This window comes from Marinobacterium lacunae (assembly GCF_000705555.1).
In the GTDB taxonomy this organism is placed as follows: Bacteria; Pseudomonadota; Gammaproteobacteria; order Pseudomonadales; family Balneatricaceae; genus Marinobacterium_D; species Marinobacterium_D lacunae.
Genome location: NZ_JMQN01000036.1, coordinates 18,746 through 35,954, shown reverse-complemented (window position 1 = coordinate 35,954; position 17,209 = coordinate 18,746). Strand labels below are relative to the sequence as shown.

16 protein-coding genes and 1 other RNA gene are annotated in these 17,209 nt (G+C 57.9%); 4 read left to right on the top strand and 13 right to left on the bottom strand.

The window, feature by feature from the left end; all coding sequences use genetic code 11:
* Positions 1–7: 7 nt before the first annotated feature.
* The 8 genes from ADIMK_RS11320 to ADIMK_RS11285 form a co-directional block, all read right to left on the bottom strand.
* Positions 8–793, bottom strand: a complete 786-nt coding sequence (locus tag ADIMK_RS11320; protein ID WP_036187966.1) for a uroporphyrinogen-III synthase — start codon at positions 791–793, stop codon at positions 8–10.
* Entirely contained in the window at positions 777–1,733 is a 957-nt protein-coding gene (hemC, locus tag ADIMK_RS11315) for a hydroxymethylbilane synthase (protein ID WP_036187964.1), read from the bottom strand. Before hemC ends, ADIMK_RS11320 begins: the two co-directional genes overlap by 17 nt.
* A gap of 98 nt (positions 1,734–1,831) precedes the next feature.
* Positions 1,832–2,608 carry an IclR family transcriptional regulator gene (locus ADIMK_RS11310; RefSeq protein ID WP_036187962.1) on the bottom strand — a complete coding sequence of 259 codons (777 nt, stop codon included), beginning with the start codon at positions 2,606–2,608 and terminating at the stop codon, positions 1,832–1,834.
* Positions 2,609–2,783: 175 nt separating this feature from the next.
* A complete protein-coding gene (locus ADIMK_RS11305) occupies positions 2,784–4,286 on the bottom strand; it encodes a CoA-acylating methylmalonate-semialdehyde dehydrogenase (protein ID WP_036188321.1) in 1,503 nt (500 codons plus the stop codon).
* 22 nt (positions 4,287–4,308) lie between these two features.
* Positions 4,309–5,475, bottom strand: a complete 1,167-nt coding sequence (locus tag ADIMK_RS11300; RefSeq protein WP_036187960.1) for an iron-containing alcohol dehydrogenase — start codon at positions 5,473–5,475, stop codon at positions 4,309–4,311.
* 18 nt (positions 5,476–5,493) lie between these two features.
* The gene (locus tag ADIMK_RS11295) at positions 5,494–6,849 is read right to left on the bottom strand and encodes a TRAP transporter large permease (protein WP_036187957.1); all 1,356 of its coding nucleotides are present in this window, start codon (positions 6,847–6,849) and stop codon (positions 5,494–5,496) included.
* A complete protein-coding gene (locus tag ADIMK_RS11290; RefSeq protein ID WP_036187954.1) occupies positions 6,836–7,480 on the bottom strand; it encodes a TRAP transporter small permease subunit in 645 nt (214 codons plus the stop codon). The genes ADIMK_RS11295 and ADIMK_RS11290 overlap by 14 nt, the downstream gene beginning before the upstream one ends.
* An 83-nt stretch (positions 7,481–7,563) precedes the next feature.
* Positions 7,564–8,628 carry a TRAP transporter substrate-binding protein gene (locus tag ADIMK_RS11285; RefSeq protein WP_036187950.1) on the bottom strand — a complete coding sequence of 355 codons (1,065 nt, stop codon included), beginning with the start codon at positions 8,626–8,628 and terminating at the stop codon, positions 7,564–7,566.
* Positions 8,629–8,892: 264 nt separating this feature from the next.
* Here ADIMK_RS11285 and argH point away from each other — a divergent pair, with 264 nt between their 5' ends.
* Entirely contained in the window at positions 8,893–10,290 is a 1,398-nt protein-coding gene (gene argH, locus ADIMK_RS11280) for an argininosuccinate lyase (RefSeq protein WP_036187947.1), read from the top strand.
* Between the two features lie 71 nt (positions 10,291–10,361).
* Positions 10,362–11,552, top strand: a complete 1,191-nt coding sequence (locus ADIMK_RS11275) for a YbfB/YjiJ family MFS transporter (protein WP_036187944.1) — start codon at positions 10,362–10,364, stop codon at positions 11,550–11,552.
* Between the two features lie 4 nt (positions 11,553–11,556).
* On the opposite strand, the gene ADIMK_RS11270 is transcribed toward ADIMK_RS11275, so the two are convergent.
* Positions 11,557–12,069: a glycine cleavage system transcriptional repressor gene (locus ADIMK_RS11270; protein WP_036187941.1), complete on the bottom strand. Its 513-nt coding sequence runs from the start codon at positions 12,067–12,069 to the stop codon at positions 11,557–11,559.
* Positions 12,070–12,144: 75 nt separating this feature from the next.
* Between ADIMK_RS11270 and ADIMK_RS11265 the strand changes: the two genes are divergently transcribed.
* Positions 12,145–13,056, top strand: a complete 912-nt coding sequence (locus ADIMK_RS11265) for an AEC family transporter (protein WP_036187938.1) — start codon at positions 12,145–12,147, stop codon at positions 13,054–13,056.
* A gap of 88 nt (positions 13,057–13,144) precedes the next feature.
* Positions 13,145–15,454 (top strand): transporter substrate-binding domain-containing diguanylate cyclase, encoded by a 2,310-nt coding sequence (locus ADIMK_RS11260; RefSeq protein ID WP_036187935.1) that lies wholly within the window; start codon positions 13,145–13,147, stop codon positions 15,452–15,454.
* Positions 15,455–15,684: 230 nt separating this feature from the next.
* Here ADIMK_RS11260 and ADIMK_RS11255 read toward each other — a convergent pair whose 3' ends face one another.
* From ADIMK_RS11255 to ADIMK_RS11245, 4 genes are all read right to left on the bottom strand, one after another.
* Entirely contained in the window at positions 15,685–16,302 is a 618-nt protein-coding gene (locus ADIMK_RS11255; RefSeq protein ID WP_255344276.1) for a 5-formyltetrahydrofolate cyclo-ligase, read from the bottom strand.
* 3 nt (positions 16,303–16,305) lie between these two features.
* Positions 16,306–16,484, bottom strand: a non-coding RNA gene (ssrS, locus tag ADIMK_RS21705) — 6S RNA.
* Positions 16,485–16,584: 100 nt separating this feature from the next.
* Positions 16,585–16,908, bottom strand: a complete 324-nt coding sequence (locus ADIMK_RS11250; RefSeq protein ID WP_036187932.1) for a cell division protein ZapA — start codon at positions 16,906–16,908, stop codon at positions 16,585–16,587.
* Positions 16,905–17,114, bottom strand: a complete 210-nt coding sequence (locus ADIMK_RS11245) for a TIGR02449 family protein (RefSeq protein ID WP_036187929.1) — start codon at positions 17,112–17,114, stop codon at positions 16,905–16,907. The genes ADIMK_RS11250 and ADIMK_RS11245 overlap by 4 nt, the downstream gene beginning before the upstream one ends.
* Between the last annotated feature and the right edge of the window lie 95 nt (positions 17,115–17,209).

Genomic DNA, 17,209 nt, shown 5'->3' with positions numbered 1-17,209 from the left:
GTTCCAGTCAGTCGGCAGGTCGTATTGCGCGGATCATGGACGTGTCATCCGGTCCGTCCGCTATCCTGATTCGAGAAAAACCCCGCGCTTCGGCGATCCCTGCGATGCGCCGGCTCGGGACAATGAGTTCAGTGCTCAGTAGATCAGGCACCGGGCCTGCCAGTTCCAGCAGGTTTTCCAGAGCCTCGCCGCTGGTTATCAGAATAACGGATAACCTCTGCGCATAAATAGTACTTTTGATTTGCTCGCTGCTGTACTGCGGGCACTCGCGGCGATACAGATCAGCGTAGTCGATACTGGCACCGCGCGCGCTGAGTGTCTGGGCCAGCAGCTCGCGACCACCTTCGCCGCGGATGATCAGAAATCGCTGTCCGGCAATGTGCTGTAACAGCGGGTCGGCCAGCAGGGCTTCGGAGTCGAAGCCGCCAGCGACATGGTAGGCCGGGATATCCAGCTCGGCCAGTACCCCCGCCGTGGCGGCGCCGATCGCCAGCCAATGGACGCCCACGGGGAGTTGTGGCCAGTACTCGTCGATCCAGCGTGCACCTATACGGGCGGCGTTGGGGCTGACAAATATCACACCGGCGTAGAGGTCGATATCGAGAATCCGCGCCTTGATGTTGTGGAAGGCGGCAGCATCCGATTCATCCACTTCGACTATCTCCAGCAGCGGCAGGGCGATGGGCTCGGCACCCAGCGCCTGCAACTGCTCGATCTGCCCCCGGGCCTGATGTGCCGGGCGCGTGACCAGTACGCGAAGCCCCTGTAGCGGTCGATCAACCACGCTCTGCATAGACCTCTTGCAGTATGGTGTCGGCACCGGCTGCGAGCAGGCGTTCAGCCAGCGTAATGCCGAGTTGCTCGGCCTGATCGACCGGGCCGCGGATCTCGTCGCGCAGTACCTTGGTACCATCCGGTCGACCTACGAGGCCGCGAAGCCAAATCTCGTCACCGGATTCGTTCAGCGTGGCATAGCAACCGATCGGTACCTGGCAACCGCCCTCGAGCCGGCGGTTCATGGCACGCTCGGCAAGCACCCGGTATGCGGTCTCGGTGTGGTTCAAGGGCTTGAGCAGTTCGACCAGCTCGGCATCATCGGTTCGGCATTCGATACCCACAGCGCCCTGTCCGCCGGCCGGAAGGCTCTCCTCGGGCGGGATCTCCTGACGGATGCGCTCGCCTAGTTCAAGTCGTACCAGTCCTGCGGTTGCCAAAATGATGGCGTCGTAGTCGCCGGCGTCTAGCTTGCCAAGACGGGTTTGTACATTGCCGCGCAGGAAGCGTACCTGCAGGTCGGGGCGCCGTTCGCGTATCTGTACCTCGCGGCGCAGTGAAGAGGTGCCGACGACGGCGCCCTGAGGCAGGTCTTCAAAACGGGCGTAGTGGTTGCTGACGAAGGCGTCGGTGGGCTTCTCGCGCGGGCAGATAACAGCCAGTCCGAGTCCTTGCGGGAACTCCATCGGCACATCTTTCATCGAGTGAACGGCGATATCGGCGTCACCCTCGAGCATCGCGGTTTCCAGTTCTTTGACGAACAAGCCCTTGCCGCCGATCTTGGCCAGCGGGGTGTCGAGAATCTTGTCACCTTTAGACTCGATCTTGAGCAGTTCGACGGCGATTCCCGGGTGTAGGCGCTCCAGCTCGGCCTTGACATACTCGGCCTGCCAGAGTGCCAGCAGGCTGCGACGGGTAGCGATACGGATGATTCTGTTTTGAGCTGTAGTTTCAGTCACTCGCGATCTCTCCGGGGGCGGGACTTAGCCCCAAATACTGAACGTAAATGGGGCTAAGTGTATCAGAAATCGCTGCTGAATCGGCGCTGGGTGCGACCTTAGCTTTGCGCGGGCACTTGAATGATCTGCTCCAACTGGCGAGCGGCCTCACGCAGTTGAGGTTCGAACCTGAGCAGGTCCTCCAGCGAGCAGCGTATCACCGGTGCGTGGGTGAACAGGCAGGCAATCAGCCTGTTCCGGGCATCGCGCACGGGCACAGCAAAAGCGACCATGCCGTCGATGAACTCCTCGTTATCAACAGCGACTCCCAGCTGTTCGATATTGGCCAACTCGTCGAGAAGCTCTTCCGGGTCGGTGATGGTGTTGCGTGATAGCTGCTCAATCGGCAGATTCTCAAGCATCAAGCGGCGCTGAGATAACGGCAGACTCGCCAGATAAAGCTTACCACTGGCGGTACACCAACTGGGGGTATGACTGCCCACCGGCAGGTTGATCTGGAGTGGCCAGTTTGCCTGCACGCGATCAAAGTAGAGCATTTCGGTACCATCTGGAATGGCCAGTCCGCAGGTCTCGCCAACCTGATCGGACAGGTGTTCCAAGATAGCCCTGCGTTGGGCTTTGTAACGGCCGGCGTAGATGATGCCGAGGGCGGCTTGGTGAAGGCGTGCGCCCGGCACCACAAAGCCTCGCATATTGGTCTGAAGAAAGCCCTCTTTCTCCAGCGTCTGTACCAGCCGATGACCGGTTGCCTTGGGGATGTCGAGGTGATTGGCCAGCTCCGTCGGTGTCATTGGCTTGCTGGCGTTGGCGACCGATTCAATGATCTCCAGTACTCGCAGAATCGAAGAGCCCTTTTCCCGGCGTGTGTTGCTCATGGTAAGTGAGTTTCCGCTGTGGATAGATACCAGTGAGAGAGTATACAGGCATCGATCACGATATATATCGCCCTGTCGGACGATCACTGTTGGCGATCGCTGTAACCCTCTGCTGAAGCTATAAAAAAGCCGCCCACAGGGGCGGCAAATTCAGCACGGGCCAGGGAGCAGGGGTTTACTTCATGGTCGGCATGGAGAATTCGGCTCCAGCACGGATACCGGTAGGCCAGCGACGGGTTACGGTCTTCATGCGGGTGAAGAAACGTACACCGTCGGAACCGTGCATGTTGAGCGGTCCGAAGACGGAGCGTTTCCAGCCACCGAAGCAGTGGAATGCCATCGGTACCGGGATGGGGACATTGATACCGACCATGCCAGCCTGCACGTTCTCCTCGAACTGACGAGCGGTATCGCCGTCACGGGTAAACAGGGCGGTACCGTTGCCATACTCGTGGTCGTTGATCAGTTTCAGTGCGTCATCGAAGCTGTCAACGCGCACGACGACCAGTACCGGGCCAAATATCTCCTCCTGATAGATGCGCATCTCGGTGGTGACGTTGTCGAACAGGGTCGGACCGACAAAGAAGCCGTTTTCATGGCCGTCTACTTTAAAGCCGCGCCCGTCCACAACAAGGGTGGCGCCCTGTTCTACCCCACTGTCGATGTAGGAGATAATCTTCTGCTGGTGCTCACGGCTGACCACCGGTCCCATATGTGGTTCAGGCTCGACGCCAAGACCCGGCCCGACACGCATCTGGCGGATTTCGCTTTTCATCATTTCAACAAGGTTATCGGCCACTTCATCACCGACACAGACAGCTACGGAGATCGCCATGCAACGCTCGCCAGCGGAGCCGTACGCCGCGCCCATCAGCGAGCTCACCACCTGCTGCGGGTCTGCATCGGGCATGATAACCATGTGGTTCTTGGCGCCGCCGAGCGCCTGACAACGCTTGCCGTTTGCAGACGCGGTGGAGTAGATGTACTGCGCGATCGGGGTGGATCCAACGAAGCTGACCGCCTGCACCCGTTCGTCGGTGAGCAACACATCAACCGCTTCCTTGTCGCCATTGACCAGGTTGAAGACTCCTTCAGGCAGACCAGCTTCGGCCAGCAGTTCGGCGATGAACAGGGTGGCGCTCGGATCCTTCTCGGAGGGCTTCATGACGAAGGTGTTTCCGCAGGCGATGGCCACCGGGAACATCCACATCGGTACCATCGCCGGGAAGTTGAAGGGTGAAATGCCGGCGCACACACCCAGAGGCTGCATCAGCGAGTCGGAATCGATGTTGCGTCCCACATTGAGTGAGTGCTCACCTTTCTGCAGATGAGGAATTCCGCAGGCAAATTCAACAACTTCCATGCCGCGGGTAATCTCTCCCATAGCGTCGGAGAACACTTTGCCGTGTTCTGCGCTGATCAGCTCTGCCAGCTTGTCGCGATTCTGTTCGAGTAGCTCTTTGAATTTGAACATCACACGGGCACGCACAACTGACGGTGTCTTGGACCAGTTCGGGAAAGCTGCCTGTGCCGCCGCGATTGCTGAGCGGGTTTCATCGGCGGTGGACAGGGTCACAGTACCAGTCTGCTCGCCGGTAGCCGGGTTATATACCGGCGCTGTACGGCTTGACTCACTGTGAGTACGGGTGTTGTTGATAAAATTGGTGATGCTAGTCATGCGGGTGTTCTCCAGATCGGTATTATTCTTGGTTCCAGACGGCTGCATAGAGCTCAATCAGTTCATCGACAGTGGGGACGCGTGGGTTATTGCCCGGTGATCCGGACGCCAGAGCCTGTTCCGCCATGGTGGCGCGTAGTTCGAAATAACGACTTTCCTCGATACCGAACTCTGCGGGGCTCGGTACCTGCAGCTCCTTGTTCAAGGCGCGCAGTTCGGCAACGAGTTTGGCATTGGCGGCGTTTGTGTCATCGCTTTGCAGCGCGGCACCAATCGCCCGCGCGCAGTCAGCGTATCGATCCGGTGCGCTGGCCAGTGAAAACTCCGTCACCGTGGGTAGCAGCATCGCGTTCGACAGGCCGTGGGGGACGTGGAAGAACGCGCCGATAGGGCGACTCATACCGTGTACCAGTGCGACGGAAGCTGCTGAAAACGCAACACCGGCCAAGGTGGAGCCGAGCATCATCGCCTCGCGAGCATCGCGATCGTCCGGGGTGTGGTAAGCCCGGCGCAGGTTGGGGCCGATAAGGCGCATCGCCGCTAGTGCCTGTGAGTCGCTGTAGGCGTTGGCTTTTGCGCTGACATAGGCCTCTATGGCATGTGTCAGCGCGTCGATACCGGTGTCGGCGGTGACACGTGGCGGCAGCGTCAGCGTGAGTTCAAAATCGATCAGCGCGGCAACTGGCATGAAGCCTTGACCGACGCAAAGCATCTTCTCGTCTTTGTCCGCATCGGTGATGATGGTGAAGCGGGTCACCTCAGATCCGGTGCCGGCAGTGGTTGGGATGGCGATGATCGGCAGCCCCTGCTCACTGACATCACGGGGAAATTTATAGTCCCGCATCTGGCCGCCGAATTTGCCGAGTATCGAGATCGCCTTGGCTGAGTCGATCGGACTACCGCCGCCGAGCGCAATAATCGAGTCATAGCTGCCCTCCTTGACCCTTTCCACGCCAGCGACGATCGACGCTTCGGTGGGCTCGGGCAGAGTGTCGGCGAACAGGTCGCTTTGCAGGCCAGCGCCGCTCAGGACCGCCTGAAGCTTTTCGACATAACCCAGTTTGACCATCATCTGATCGGTGATGATCAGCGGGTTGGAGCATCCCAGTGCGGCCAGAACGTCTGGGGCCTTACCGCTAGCACCGGCTCCCACCTCCAGCAGGCGGGGTAGAATGATTCGGTTACTCATTGTTGTTCTCCGAAATAATCAGTTGGAGTAAGCCATTGAGGGCAGCCAGGTCACGATCTGCTGCCAGTAGAATACGATCGTCAATCCGAGCAACTGCATGGCAATAAAGGGTAGTACGCCGCGGTAAATGGTGCCGACGGTGATCCCCTCCGGTGCAACACCTTTCAAGTAGAAAAGCGCGAATCCGACCGGAGGTGTCAGGAAGGAGGTCTGCAGACAAACCGCGAACAGGATGGTGAACCAGACCAGGTCAAAGCCCAGTCCGCTAACGACCGGCGCCACCAGCGGCAGGATGATCAACGTCAGCTCGATCCAGTCGAGGAAGAAGCCCAGTACGAAGGTAATGGCAAGAATGGTGATGACGATCCCGGTGGGTCCGAACGGCAGGCCGGTCAGGGCTGATTCGATTAGTTCATCGCCGCCCAGTCCGCGCAGAACAAGCGAGAACGCGGTTGCACCAAGCAGCAGGGCAAATATGAAGGCCGTGGTTTTGGTCGTTTCGCGAGCGACTTCATACAGCACCTTCAGATCAACCCGTTTCTTGATCAGAGCCAACATAGTGGCGCCGAAAGCGCCTACGCCTGAGGCTTCCGTGGGCGTGGCAATACCGGCAAAGATAGAGCCAAGCACGGCCAGGATAAGCCCGGCAGCGGGCAACACGGTTATAAAAACCTTGGCAATCAGCAGGGGAGTTACCGGCTCAGCATCTTTGGGGGCCGGTGCCGAGTGGGGGCTGAGCAAGCCAACGGCGAAGATGTAACCGATGTAAAGGGCGGCGAGCAGAAGGCCTGGGAACAGCGCGCCCAAAAACAGATCGCCCACCGGTACGCCGAGGCGGTCGCCCATCATAACCAGCATAATGCTGGGCGGGATCAGAATGCCCAACGTACCGGTAGAGCACACAGTGCCGCAGGCCAGTTCATGGCTGTAACCCTGTCGCATCATCATGGGGATGCCGAGCAGTGCGAGTAGCACCACGGATGCGCCGATAATGCCGGTGGAGGCCGCCAGCAGCAGGCCCACGAAGGTGACGGTGATCGCCAGGCCGCCGCGTACCCGGCCGAACAGCCGCACCAGATTGGTCATCAGGTCCTCTGCGATACCGGAGCGGTCCAGCATCAGGCCCATGAAGACGAACATCGGAAGGGCAACCAGCACCCAGTTGGTCATCACGTCCCAAATACGGGGCACGACGATGGAAACATACTGCCAGTCGATACCGATCCAGGCATCCCACATCTGATCGGCGACCATGGAAATCATGGCAAACAGCAGTGCCACTCCGCCCAGCACCCAGGCCACAGGGAAGCCGGTGAACAGCAGAACGATGAAGCTGGAAAACATCAGGATTGCGAGGATCTCATTGATCTCCATTGCGAACCTCCTCTGTGGGCGCATTCAGAGCCCGGGGAAAGCGGAACAGCAGGGAACAGACACGGCTCAGGCGCGAGAGCATCGCTATCAGCAGTAATGCAAACCCTAAAACCAGTACGGCCTTGATAATCCAGCGATAGGGTAAACCGCCCGGCGCCATGGAGACCTCGTGCATCTCAAACGAGTACTGCACGAACGGCAGTGCGTACCACATTACGGTGGCGGCAAAGGGCAACAGGAGGAACAGGATGCCCAGTAGTTCGATTACGGCCTGGGTTTTGAGCCCCAGGTTTTCATGCAGCAGATCAACCCGGACATGGTCATCGGCCACGTAGCAGAAAGAGAGCCCAATCAGCCAGCCGATGGCGTACAGGTGCCACTGCAGCTCCTCCAGCTCGATATGTCCTTCGCCGAAGGCGTAGCGCAAGATGACGTTGAGCAGAATAACGGCCATCAGCACCACCCAGCTCCAATGCGCGACTGAGGCAACGGCATCGATGAAACGGTCGAAGCCACGCGAAAGCCGGGTGTGCGGCAACGCGGTGTGGTGCACCAGTTGCTCCAGGTCGAAGGCGTGCGGTGCCTGGACCTCTGCCGGTTGGGCTGAGGCCTGTTTAGTCAGTTGGTTCATACCGTGGTTCCGGTTGAGTCTTGTCGGATCGAAGGGGCGGGGTTATGACCCCGCCCTGAGTTGCTGAGCGCAGATCGCCCCGATCAGAGCGTGCCCAGCTTGTGCCACTTGCTGTAGGTCTGCTGGAAGCCTTTCATCGACTCGTACACCTCTTTGAACATCGGGTCGGAAGCGGATGTTTCCTGCATCACCTCGTTGGTGGCGCTTTCCAGTGCGGACATCAACTCGGGGCTGAGGCGGTGGGGAGTCACACCCTTGCTGTCGAAGGTTTCCAGTTCTGCACCCTGTAGTGATTCGCTGTAGGCCAGACCTCGGAACGTAGCGGCCGTGCAGGCCGTTTCGATCAGCGACTGCTTCGATTTGCTCAGTGCGTTCCAGACATCGGTGTTGACCACCAGGTGACTTGCGGTAAATGGCTGGTGCCAGCCGGGGAAGTAGTTGTGCTTGGCGACTTTGTCGAAGCCGAGCATCTCGTCGATAGCGGGGGTGGCAAACTCGGTGGCGTCGATGGCGCCCTTCTCCAGAGCCGGGAAGATCTCGCCGCCGGGGATAACGGTGACCGATGCGCCGAGTTTCTGCAGCACTTTACCACCAAGACCAGCGAAGCGGATTTTGAGGCCCTTAAGGTCCTCTGGCGTGTTGATCTCTTTGCGGAACCAGCCCGCGGTTTCGGCCCCGGTAATAGAACACAGAATCGGGTGGATATTGTGCTCGGCATACAGTTTTTCCGCCAACTGATGGCCGCCGCCCTCATACCACCAGGCACTATAGCCTAGCGGATCCATACCGAAAGGAACGGCCGCGAACAGCGCTGCAGCGGGCATCTTGCCTTGGTCATAAGCCAGCCAGGCATAACCGGCCGGAATCTGTTTGTTCTTCACCGCTTCGGTGATACCAAAGGGCGGCACAATTTTGCCCGGTTCAAACACCTTGATCTGAGCCTGGCCATCGCTGGCTTCGTTCAGCGACTCTTCGACCAGTCGGATCGGGTTGCCCAGACCGGGCCAGTTGGTATTGAACACCGCCTGTACTTTCCAGCGAACCTGATCGTCGGCAGCCACTGCTGTGGTTGAGAAACTTGCTGCCAAAAGAGCGCTGCTGAGCAGGCTGAGGGTGGCAGTGGCGAGACCGCGTTTGTTCAGCGTCATATCCTGTTCCTTTTGTTATTTTGGGACTAAATGTCTCGATATAAATAGTTTTGTTGGGCTCTGATGTCAAATAAAATGAGATCAAAAGTCTCAAAATAAGGCTTATGCCTAATGATGTCGTGTGTCTACAGAGTGCGAACGGGGAATTGAGCAGGTATGGGGGAGAACTGACAAACAGGCGCAAAAGGGCTGTATAATCTCGGCATCGAAAATTTCACCGGCTCTCGAACGCAGGGCCGACATTGCGCCAGTGAGGTAAAGGGTATGAGCAAAGAGACCAATCAGCAGTGGGGTGGCCGTTTCAGTGAACCGACAGATGCATTCGTGGCGCGTTTTACCGCCTCTGTCGATTTCGACCGCCGCCTCTATAAGCAGGATATTCAGGGCTCGATAGCGCATGCCCGCATGCTGGAAAAGGTTGGAGTGCTCAGCGACAAGGAGCGTGACGATATCATCCGCGGCCTGAGCGAAATCCGCATCGAGATCGAGCGTGGTGAGTTCGAGTGGTCGGTGGCACTGGAAGATGTGCACATGAACATCGAAGCGGCGTTGACCAAGAAGATCGGCATCACCGGCAAGAAACTGCATACCGGTCGCTCCCGTAACGATCAGGTGGCTACCGACATCCGTCTATACATGCGTGACGAGATCGATCTGATCCTGTCCGAGATCAGCCGTCTGCAGCAGGGTTTGCTGGATCTGGCCGAGCAAGAAGCCGATACCATCATGCCGGGCTTTACCCATCTGCAGACCGCTCAGCCGGTCACCTTCGGTCACCACCTGCTGGCCTGGTTCGAGATGCTGTCGCGCGATTACGAACGTTTCGCTGATTGCCGCAAGCGTGTGAACATCATGCCGCTGGGCGCGGCGGCGCTGGCCGGTACTACCTATCCGATCGACCGTCACTACACCGCTGAACTGCTGCAGTTCGACGCGCCGGCCGGCAACTCCCTTGATGCGGTATCTGATCGGGACTTCGCCATCGAGTTCTGTGCGGCGTCCAGCGTGTTGCTGATGCATATGACACGCATGTCAGAAGAGTTGGTGCTTTGGACCTCGGCTCAGTTTAACTTCATCAACCTGCCGGACCGTTTCTGTACCGGCTCGTCGATCATGCCGCAGAAGAAGAACCCGGACGTACCCGAACTGGTGCGCGGCAAGAGCGGCCGGGTATATGGCCACCTGATGTCGCTGCTGACACTGATGAAGTCGCAGCCGCTGGCGTACAACAAGGATAACCAGGAAGACAAGGAGCCGCTGTTCGACGCGGTCGACACCGTGAAGGGTTGTCTGCGTGCCTTCGGAGACATGGTCCCCGCTATCGAGTCACGCAAGGACCAGATGCGTGAAGCGGCACGCCGTGGCTTCTCTACCGCAACGGATCTGGCCGATTATCTGGTGCGCAAGGGCGTGGCATTCCGAGATGCCCATGAGATCGTCGGCCTCTCTGTGGCATACGGTATCAAGACTGGCAAGGATCTGTCCGACATGTCGCTTGAGGAGCTCCAGCAGTTCTCCGATGTCATCGGCGAGGACGTATTCGACGTTTTGACACTGGAAGGATCGGTCGCAGCACGTAACCATATTGGCGGTACGGCTCCGGATCAGGTGCTCGCGGCAGTTTCCCGCGGCCGCGATCTGCTGGCCGCGCGTGCAGACTGATCACCACCGACAAAACACCCGGTACCTGCGTCGTGAAATCCATGCCCTTATCGGGCGTCTAAGGAGCGGGGATGGAAAAGCGTTGGCAGGTGTTGGGTGCTGGTATTCTCAGTCTAATCGTGACCGTCGGCGTGGCGCGTTTTGCCTATACGCCCCTGCTGCCGGTCATGTTGGCGCAAACCCCTCTCGATACCGCTTTGGGCGGTTGGTTGGCAAGCTTCAACTACATCGGATACCTCGGGGGCGCCTTCACTGCCGCTGCGGTATCGGATCTGCGCCTTAAGGACAGACTTTACCGCCTGTGCCTGGTATTGGCGGTGCTGACGACTGCCGGTATGGCGTTAACCCAACACTATCTGCTCTGGTCAGTATTGCGCCTGATCGCCGGCTTCAGCGCGGCGGGCGGCCTGCTGCTGGCCAGCGCGTTGATTCTCAACTGGCTGATCCGTCATCAGTACCGTTCCGAACTCGGTATTCACTTTATTGGTATGGGCGTGGGTATCGCTCTGTGCTCAGTGATCGTGGAGCTGTTTAGCGCCTCGGCGATGGAGTGGCGTCATCAGTGGCTGGGGTTCGCGCTGCTGGCACTGCTGTTGGCCATACCGGCCTGGCGCTGGATGCCGCCGCCCGATACCGGAGGCAAGACCACCGCAGGGCAGTCACTTGTCGACCGTCCACCTGCGCCACTGTTCAACCGTCTGATGCTGGCAGCTTATTTCTGTGCTGGTTGGGGGTATGTGATCAGTGCCACGTTTATCGTCGATATCGTCGCCCGCCAGCCAGGTCTTGAGGGCAGCGGTAACTGGGCGTTTCTGATACTCGGTCTTGCGGCCGCTCCGGCGGTGATCGCCTGGGACCGGGTAGCGCGTCGGGTGGGGTATGTGCCGGCACTGTTTCTGGCCTATCTGCTGCAGCTTGTGGGCATCGTGTTGCCGGTGTGGGTGCCCACGCTTGCAGGCGCGCTGCTCGGTGCGGCGCTATTTGGCGGCACGTTTATTGGCTGTGTCGGCCTTGTGCTGACCATGGCAGGGCGTTTCTACCCGACTAAGCCTGCCAAGCTGATGGGGCGCATGACGCTGTCATATGGCGTCGCGCAGATACTGGCTCCGGCTATCACCGGCATGCTGGCAGCGGCGTCGGGAAACTACGATCTGGGGCTTTATATCGCCGCGGCGATGGTTGCGCTGGGGGCTGTACTGATGACGTTGCTGTGGCGGCTGGAGCAGCATGAGCCGGCTCTGCATCGCAGTACCGGCTCATGATCGGTCAATTCAGCGTGATGTCGACCATCAGGTCCGAGGCGATCGCCTCGAGTTTGTCCTGAAGCTCGTCCAGATCGACCGGCGTCGGTACCTGAAGTTCGGCGCAGGCCTTGAACAGCAGTTCGCCCGACATGGAACCGGAGGTCAGCTCAGTCTGCATCTTGTGTACGTTGATATGCAGCTCGGCCAGTGCACGCGAAATATCGCGTACGATGCCGGGTTTGTCGTGGCCGATTAGATCCAGAGTGACAGCGCGGGTAGATTCCGTGTCCTCGGTACTGTCGCTGCGCTCGACGCTTACCCTCAAGCCCTGTTGCTCAAGGTCCTTGAGTGCGCTGATCAGCGCGTCCTGCTCGGATTCCGGAACCTGTATCACCAGAATGCCTGCAAACTGTCCGCCCAGGCGGGACATGCCCGACTCCTGCCAGTTGCCCTTGTGCTCGGCGATGGTCTTCGAGAGCAGGCCAACCAGACCCGGCTTGTCGCGACCTATAAAACTCATTACCAGAGATGTCATTATAAGGGGCTCCATGTAGGCTTATTTACACCGTTGCCCGGTGTCCTATTCATTGTTCCCTGAGTATAAACAACTATGGACGGTATTCTCACTGCGCTTTGGCCACTGTTTGCATTGCTCTTGCTCGGTTATCTGGCAAGGCGGACCGATTTTCCCGGAGCGGCGTTCTGGCCACCTGCGGAGCGCGCGACCTACTACGTGCTGTTTCCTTCGCTGCTGGTCAGTCGCCTCAGTCGTGCCGAGCTAGGCGGTGCCCAGACCTTGCAACTGGTGCTGGCTGTGCTGGCTCTGCTGATAATCGGTACGCTCATTCTGTTGCTATTGCGGCTGGTGTTTCGTTTCCCCAACGCTCAGTTCACCTCGGTGTATCAAGGCGGGATGCGTTTCAATACTTATGTGGCACTGGCTGCCAGTGCCGCTTTGATACCGGGGCCTGGCGTGGCGCTGGCCGCTGTTGTGACAGCGGTGATGATTCCCACCCTTAACCTGCTGTGTGTGCTGGTGTTTGCCTGGTTCGGCCAGTCGCGGCCGACCCTGAAGGGGGTGCTCAGAACGCTGGCGACCAACCCGTTGATTCTCGCCTGTCTGCTGGGCATTGCGCTTAATCTGTCTGGGCTGGGGCTGCCAGGTCCGGCCCGGCCCGTTCTTGATCTGCTGGGCGGGATGGCATTGCCGTTGGGTCTGCTGGCGGTCGGTGCGGCGATCGATCTGCGCATGATAAGAGGCAGTGGTACACCGGTGTTGATAGCAATTGTCGTAAAGCTGCTACTCTTTCCTGTATTGGCGGTCGCGTTGTCGAGTCTGTTTGAGCTGGATCTGATGGCCAGTCAGGTGATGCTGATATTCACCGCGGTGCCCACGGCTACGGCTTCCTATATTCTGGCACGCCAGCTTGGAGGCGATGCGCCGATGATGGCGAATATCATCACCGCGCAGACACTAATTTCGATGCTGACGATGCCGATAATGCTGAAACTGCTGATCTGATCTGGCACAACCTGGAGCGTGTAATCGCCTTGAGTATTTGATGGCCGGTGCATAGCCTTAAATCAGGTAAGGTTTTTGGAGCGACTCGATGCGTTTGATTCCGCGCCTGTTTGTCTCAGTGCTGCTGCTCCTGGTATCGGCCCTGACTCACGCTCAGACGGTACTGGAAGAGGTGCGTCTGCAGCTGACATGGAAGCATCAGTTTCAGTTCGCCGGCTACTACATGGCGGTGGAGAAGGGTTTTTACCGGGATGCCGGGCTATCTGTCGAGTTGATCGAAGTCGATCCTGACCGGGCGCCGCTCGATCAGGTCATGAGTGGTCGTGCGGAGTTCGGCGTCGGGCGCTCTTCTCTATTGCTGGACAAGCTCCATGGCGTGGATGTCGTCGCACTAATGGCGGCTTTCCAGCACTCCCCTCTAATGCTGCTCACGCGGGCCGACAGCGGCATTGCCGATCCCGGCGGGTTGCGTGGCAAACGTATTATGGTGACGGATGATGCTGTCCAGGTATCGGAAGTTATCGCGATGATGCTCAAGTTCGGCATCACACTTGATGATATCCAGGTTCAGGAGCCCTCCTATGATATTGCGGACCTGATCGAGGGCCGAACCGATGCGATGGCCTCCTATGTATCCAATGAGCCGTTCCAGATGGAAAGACGGGGGATCGACTATAACCTGATCCATCCACAGGATTATGGCTTTCCGATGTACTCCGACATCCTGTTTACACGCGGCGATCTGGCCGATGCGCGTTTCGACATGGTGCTTAGATTCCGCGACGCTTCGATAAAGGGGTGGATGTACGCATTTGAAAACATTGAAGAAACTGCTGACGTTATTCTTGCGCATTACAACACTCAGCAGCGCAGCCGTGAAGCGTTGATCTTTGAGGGGAGCGCGTTGCGTGCGCTGGCGTTTGATGATCAGGGACGGTTTGGCACGCTAAGCCCGGATCGCTTCAACTCAATGGCCAGCATCTATCGGATTGCTACCAGTGTCGATCCAGATGCCGATTTAAGCGGAATGTTGTTGTGTTGCACGGCCAGCGCATCAATGCGTTTTACCCCCTTTCAGCGTTATTACTTGCGTAATTTCGGACCTGTAAGGGTGTGCGAAAATCGCGACTGGGAACCTTTGCAGTGGCTGAAAGATGAAAAATCGACGGGCCTGCTGGCCGAGTATGTTGAGCATATTATCTCGCGTATCGGGCTTGATTATCACGTGGTCAGCAGTGATTCCTGGCAGTCCTCCAGAAGGCTGCTTGCTGAGAATCGCTGCGATCTGATTGCCGGGATCATGTCCACTGTACCCTCCGGCGATCCGCTCTATTACTCGCGCCCGTTCATGACCACACCGATGGTTGCGGTGCTGGGTGAAGCAGTATCCGATGACGGGGGAACTATCGCACACCCAAAGCTGCTGCCGGGGCCGGTGGGCGTGTTGCGTCATCATGATCTTGATCGGTTACTGCTGAGGCGTTTCCCGGAGTTACAGGTCATGAGGGTAGAGACGGTTGAGGAGGGGGTGGAACAGGTACGCCAGGGACGGCTGTCCGCCTTTGTGGATGCCCGGCTAACACTGGAGCTGGAGATGCAACGCTCGGGGAGCGCGGGGCTGGTGCTCGATGCGGCGCTCAGCGACAGCTTCGAGTTGGGGTTTGCCGCTCACGGTGACCAAGCCCCGCTGATACGGTTGTTGGATATTGCGCTGACCGATGTTGGGCACGAGGAGCGTGAGCAGATTCTATCGCGCTGGCAGCCGGTCGAGGCCAGTGGTGGTATCGATGAGGCGTTGGTGCGAAACGTACTGATCGGGATTTTGGTGCTGGCGCTTCTGGCTGGATACCGTTTCTATCTTATCAGCGCGACAAACCGGCGGTTGGCCCGAATGGCCCGAGAGGACAGTCTGACCGGAATCAGCAACCGGCGAAATCTTGCGGCGCAGATCGAAAGCGCTATCGAGTTGGCCGAGCGAAGCGGGATACCGCTGGCGTTGATCTATTTCGATATTGATAACTTCAAGCAGGTAAACGATACCTTTGGGCATGCCAGCGGTGATGACGTGCTGGTCAGGGTCGTGTCCACCGTGCGCGAGCATATACGTCGTATCGACAGTTTTGGACGCTGGGGGGGAGAGGAGTTCCTGATATTGCTGCAGGATACCGATATCCAGGGTGGTCGGATGTTGGCTGAAAAACTGCGCAAGGCTATCGAGGAGCAGGTCATGATCGGCGGTCAGGCGGTTACCTGCAGTTTTGGCGTGGCCCAGTGGCGTATCGGCGAAAATCAGGAGCTGACGATCAGTCGAGCCGATTCTGCACTGTATCTTGCCAAAAACAGGGGCAAAAACCGGGTCGAGATTGATGAAAAACAGGAATTTGGCAAAAAGAGTTGATTTTTTACTCGATTCTGGAACACTTCCGCCGATTAAATGTCTATGTCGAACGCGTGTTAGAAAACCACCCTCTAATTAGATCGACGGAAGTACTCTGAAAAATGAAAAAAAGCCCTGATCTCGTGCTGGTGCTGGTATTGGTTTTTGTTGTCGGAGCAATCATGACGGGCGTGTCCCAGACCGACGTCCAATTTACGGCATTGGTACAGCAGGTTTTCAATAGCTGATTGTCAGCGGCGGCACAGATAGGCTGCCCTGTCGGTCACGATTCCGAATAGCGGTACATCCCAAGGTTGTACCGGCAACTCCCCGACTCTCTGAAAATCATGGGCAAGCCCAATCAGTCTTGCACCTTTGATACCTTTCTCTGCTCGTTTATAGCTGAAAGTGCGATCATAAAATCCGCCCCCCATACCCATTCTGTTCCCGGCAGCATCAAACGCGACCAGCGGTAACATCACCAGATCCATCGCCCAGCCCGGTCGGCGGGGGTGATATTGCAGCTTGGGTTCCAGTATGCGGAAACGGTTTTTACACATCGCCGTATGCCGGGTGTAGGGCAGGAACCACAGGCGGTTATGCCGGATCGGGTGCAACACGGGCAGATAAACGCGCTTTTTCATCTTCCAGCAGAGCTCGATCAGCAAGGAAGGATCTATTTCGCCGTCGTTGGGCAGGTAGAGCGCGATATGACGGGCTTTTAGGAACCAGAGTTGATGACGCACCTGACGCAAGAGGTTTGTCGCAGCGGCGCGTTGCTGGGCGGCACTCAGGGCGCGTCGGGTTCGGCGCATCTGCTGACGCAATGTGCGGCGCTGGGTATCGATGGTCGGGGGGGGTGAGTTCAAGGTGGGCCTCCCAGGATGCCGGCGTCGGTATTGGCCCTGAACCCTAAGGTTCAGAGTGGGGAAACCGACAGGCATATTAGGCTTTCCGAAGCACGGACATGCACACAACACCTGTAGGCCAACCCAGGTATTTGATTATCGGCTCGAGGGACTTAACCGACTATCGAACACCCCAGGAAGTGACCTTCATTATACGCCGGACGATTTGAATGTCAGCTCTTGTTATTTTTTACGTTTTTGCTACGCGCGTGTTAGCGCCTTGAAAAATATGGGTATTTTTCATCATGAGAGATTTTCAGGCGGGGTATCGGGCTGCTCCATCCGCTCTAGCGACTGATCGATCTTGTGTCCAAGGCGACGAAGCTGCATCTCGACCGAGGAGCGGCTCTGTTCACGGCTTCGAATCAGCTCGTGGGACATGTTCAGTGCAGCCATGACGGCGATACGCTCAAGCCCGACAATCTTGCCGCTGGTTTTGATCTCGCGCATTTTGGCGTCAAGGTAGTCTGCTGAAGCGAGCAGCTCCGCTTCGGCTCCATCGGGGCAACTGATGGTGTACTCCTTGTCGAGCAGTTTGACCGTAACTGTACGTGCATCCTGACTCATGATTGTTGCTCCAGTGCTTTAAGCCGGGAGATCATGCCTTCTACCTTATCCCGGGTTTGGTCGTGCAGTTGCAGAAGTTGGGCGCGCTCTTCGCGCAGCCGTGCCTCCTGGTCGCGTAGGTGGCCGTTCTCCCGTTCCAGCTGTTGCAGTCGGGTCAGCAGTCGATCGATTTTCTGTTCGAGTGCATTAAAGTAGTGTTCCGACATATCTTTGCCTCTGTGCCATCAGGTGGCGGACCGAAGTTAACGACGACCGTATTCACGGTGGCCGGCACTCCGGCGACTATAAACAGCGCCAACCT

What these genes read in the sequence shown, in the direction of transcription:
- ADIMK_RS11320 (WP_036187966.1), bottom strand. Translation starts at nt 793, where the DNA reads ATGCAGAGCGTGGTTGATCGACCGCTACAGGGGCTTCGCGTACTGGTC.
- ADIMK_RS11310 (WP_036187962.1), bottom strand. Translation starts at nt 2,608, where the DNA reads ATGAGCAACACACGCCGGGAAAAGGGCTCTTCGATTCTGCGAGTACTG.
- ADIMK_RS11305 (WP_036188321.1), bottom strand. Translation starts at nt 4,286, where the DNA reads ATGACTAGCATCACCAATTTTATCAACAACACCCGTACTCACAGTGAG.
- ADIMK_RS11300 (WP_036187960.1), bottom strand. Translation starts at nt 5,475, where the DNA reads ATGAGTAACCGAATCATTCTACCCCGCCTGCTGGAGGTGGGAGCCGGT.
- ADIMK_RS11295 (WP_036187957.1), bottom strand. Translation starts at nt 6,849, where the DNA reads ATGGAGATCAATGAGATCCTCGCAATCCTGATGTTTTCCAGCTTCATC.
- ADIMK_RS11290 (WP_036187954.1), bottom strand. Translation starts at nt 7,480, where the DNA reads ATGAACCAACTGACTAAACAGGCCTCAGCCCAACCGGCAGAGGTCCAG.
- ADIMK_RS11285 (WP_036187950.1), bottom strand. Translation starts at nt 8,628, where the DNA reads ATGACGCTGAACAAACGCGGTCTCGCCACTGCCACCCTCAGCCTGCTC.
- argH (WP_036187947.1), top strand. Translation starts at nt 8,893, where the DNA reads ATGAGCAAAGAGACCAATCAGCAGTGGGGTGGCCGTTTCAGTGAACCG.
- ADIMK_RS11275 (WP_036187944.1), top strand. Translation starts at nt 10,362, where the DNA reads ATGGAAAAGCGTTGGCAGGTGTTGGGTGCTGGTATTCTCAGTCTAATC.
- ADIMK_RS11270 (WP_036187941.1), bottom strand. Translation starts at nt 12,069, where the DNA reads ATGACATCTCTGGTAATGAGTTTTATAGGTCGCGACAAGCCGGGTCTG.
- ADIMK_RS11265 (WP_036187938.1), top strand. Translation starts at nt 12,145, where the DNA reads ATGGACGGTATTCTCACTGCGCTTTGGCCACTGTTTGCATTGCTCTTG.
- ADIMK_RS11260 (WP_036187935.1), top strand. Translation starts at nt 13,145, where the DNA reads ATGCGTTTGATTCCGCGCCTGTTTGTCTCAGTGCTGCTGCTCCTGGTA.
- ADIMK_RS11250 (WP_036187932.1), bottom strand. Translation starts at nt 16,908, where the DNA reads ATGAGTCAGGATGCACGTACAGTTACGGTCAAACTGCTCGACAAGGAG.
- ADIMK_RS11245 (WP_036187929.1), bottom strand. Translation starts at nt 17,114, where the DNA reads ATGTCGGAACACTACTTTAATGCACTCGAACAGAAAATCGATCGACTG.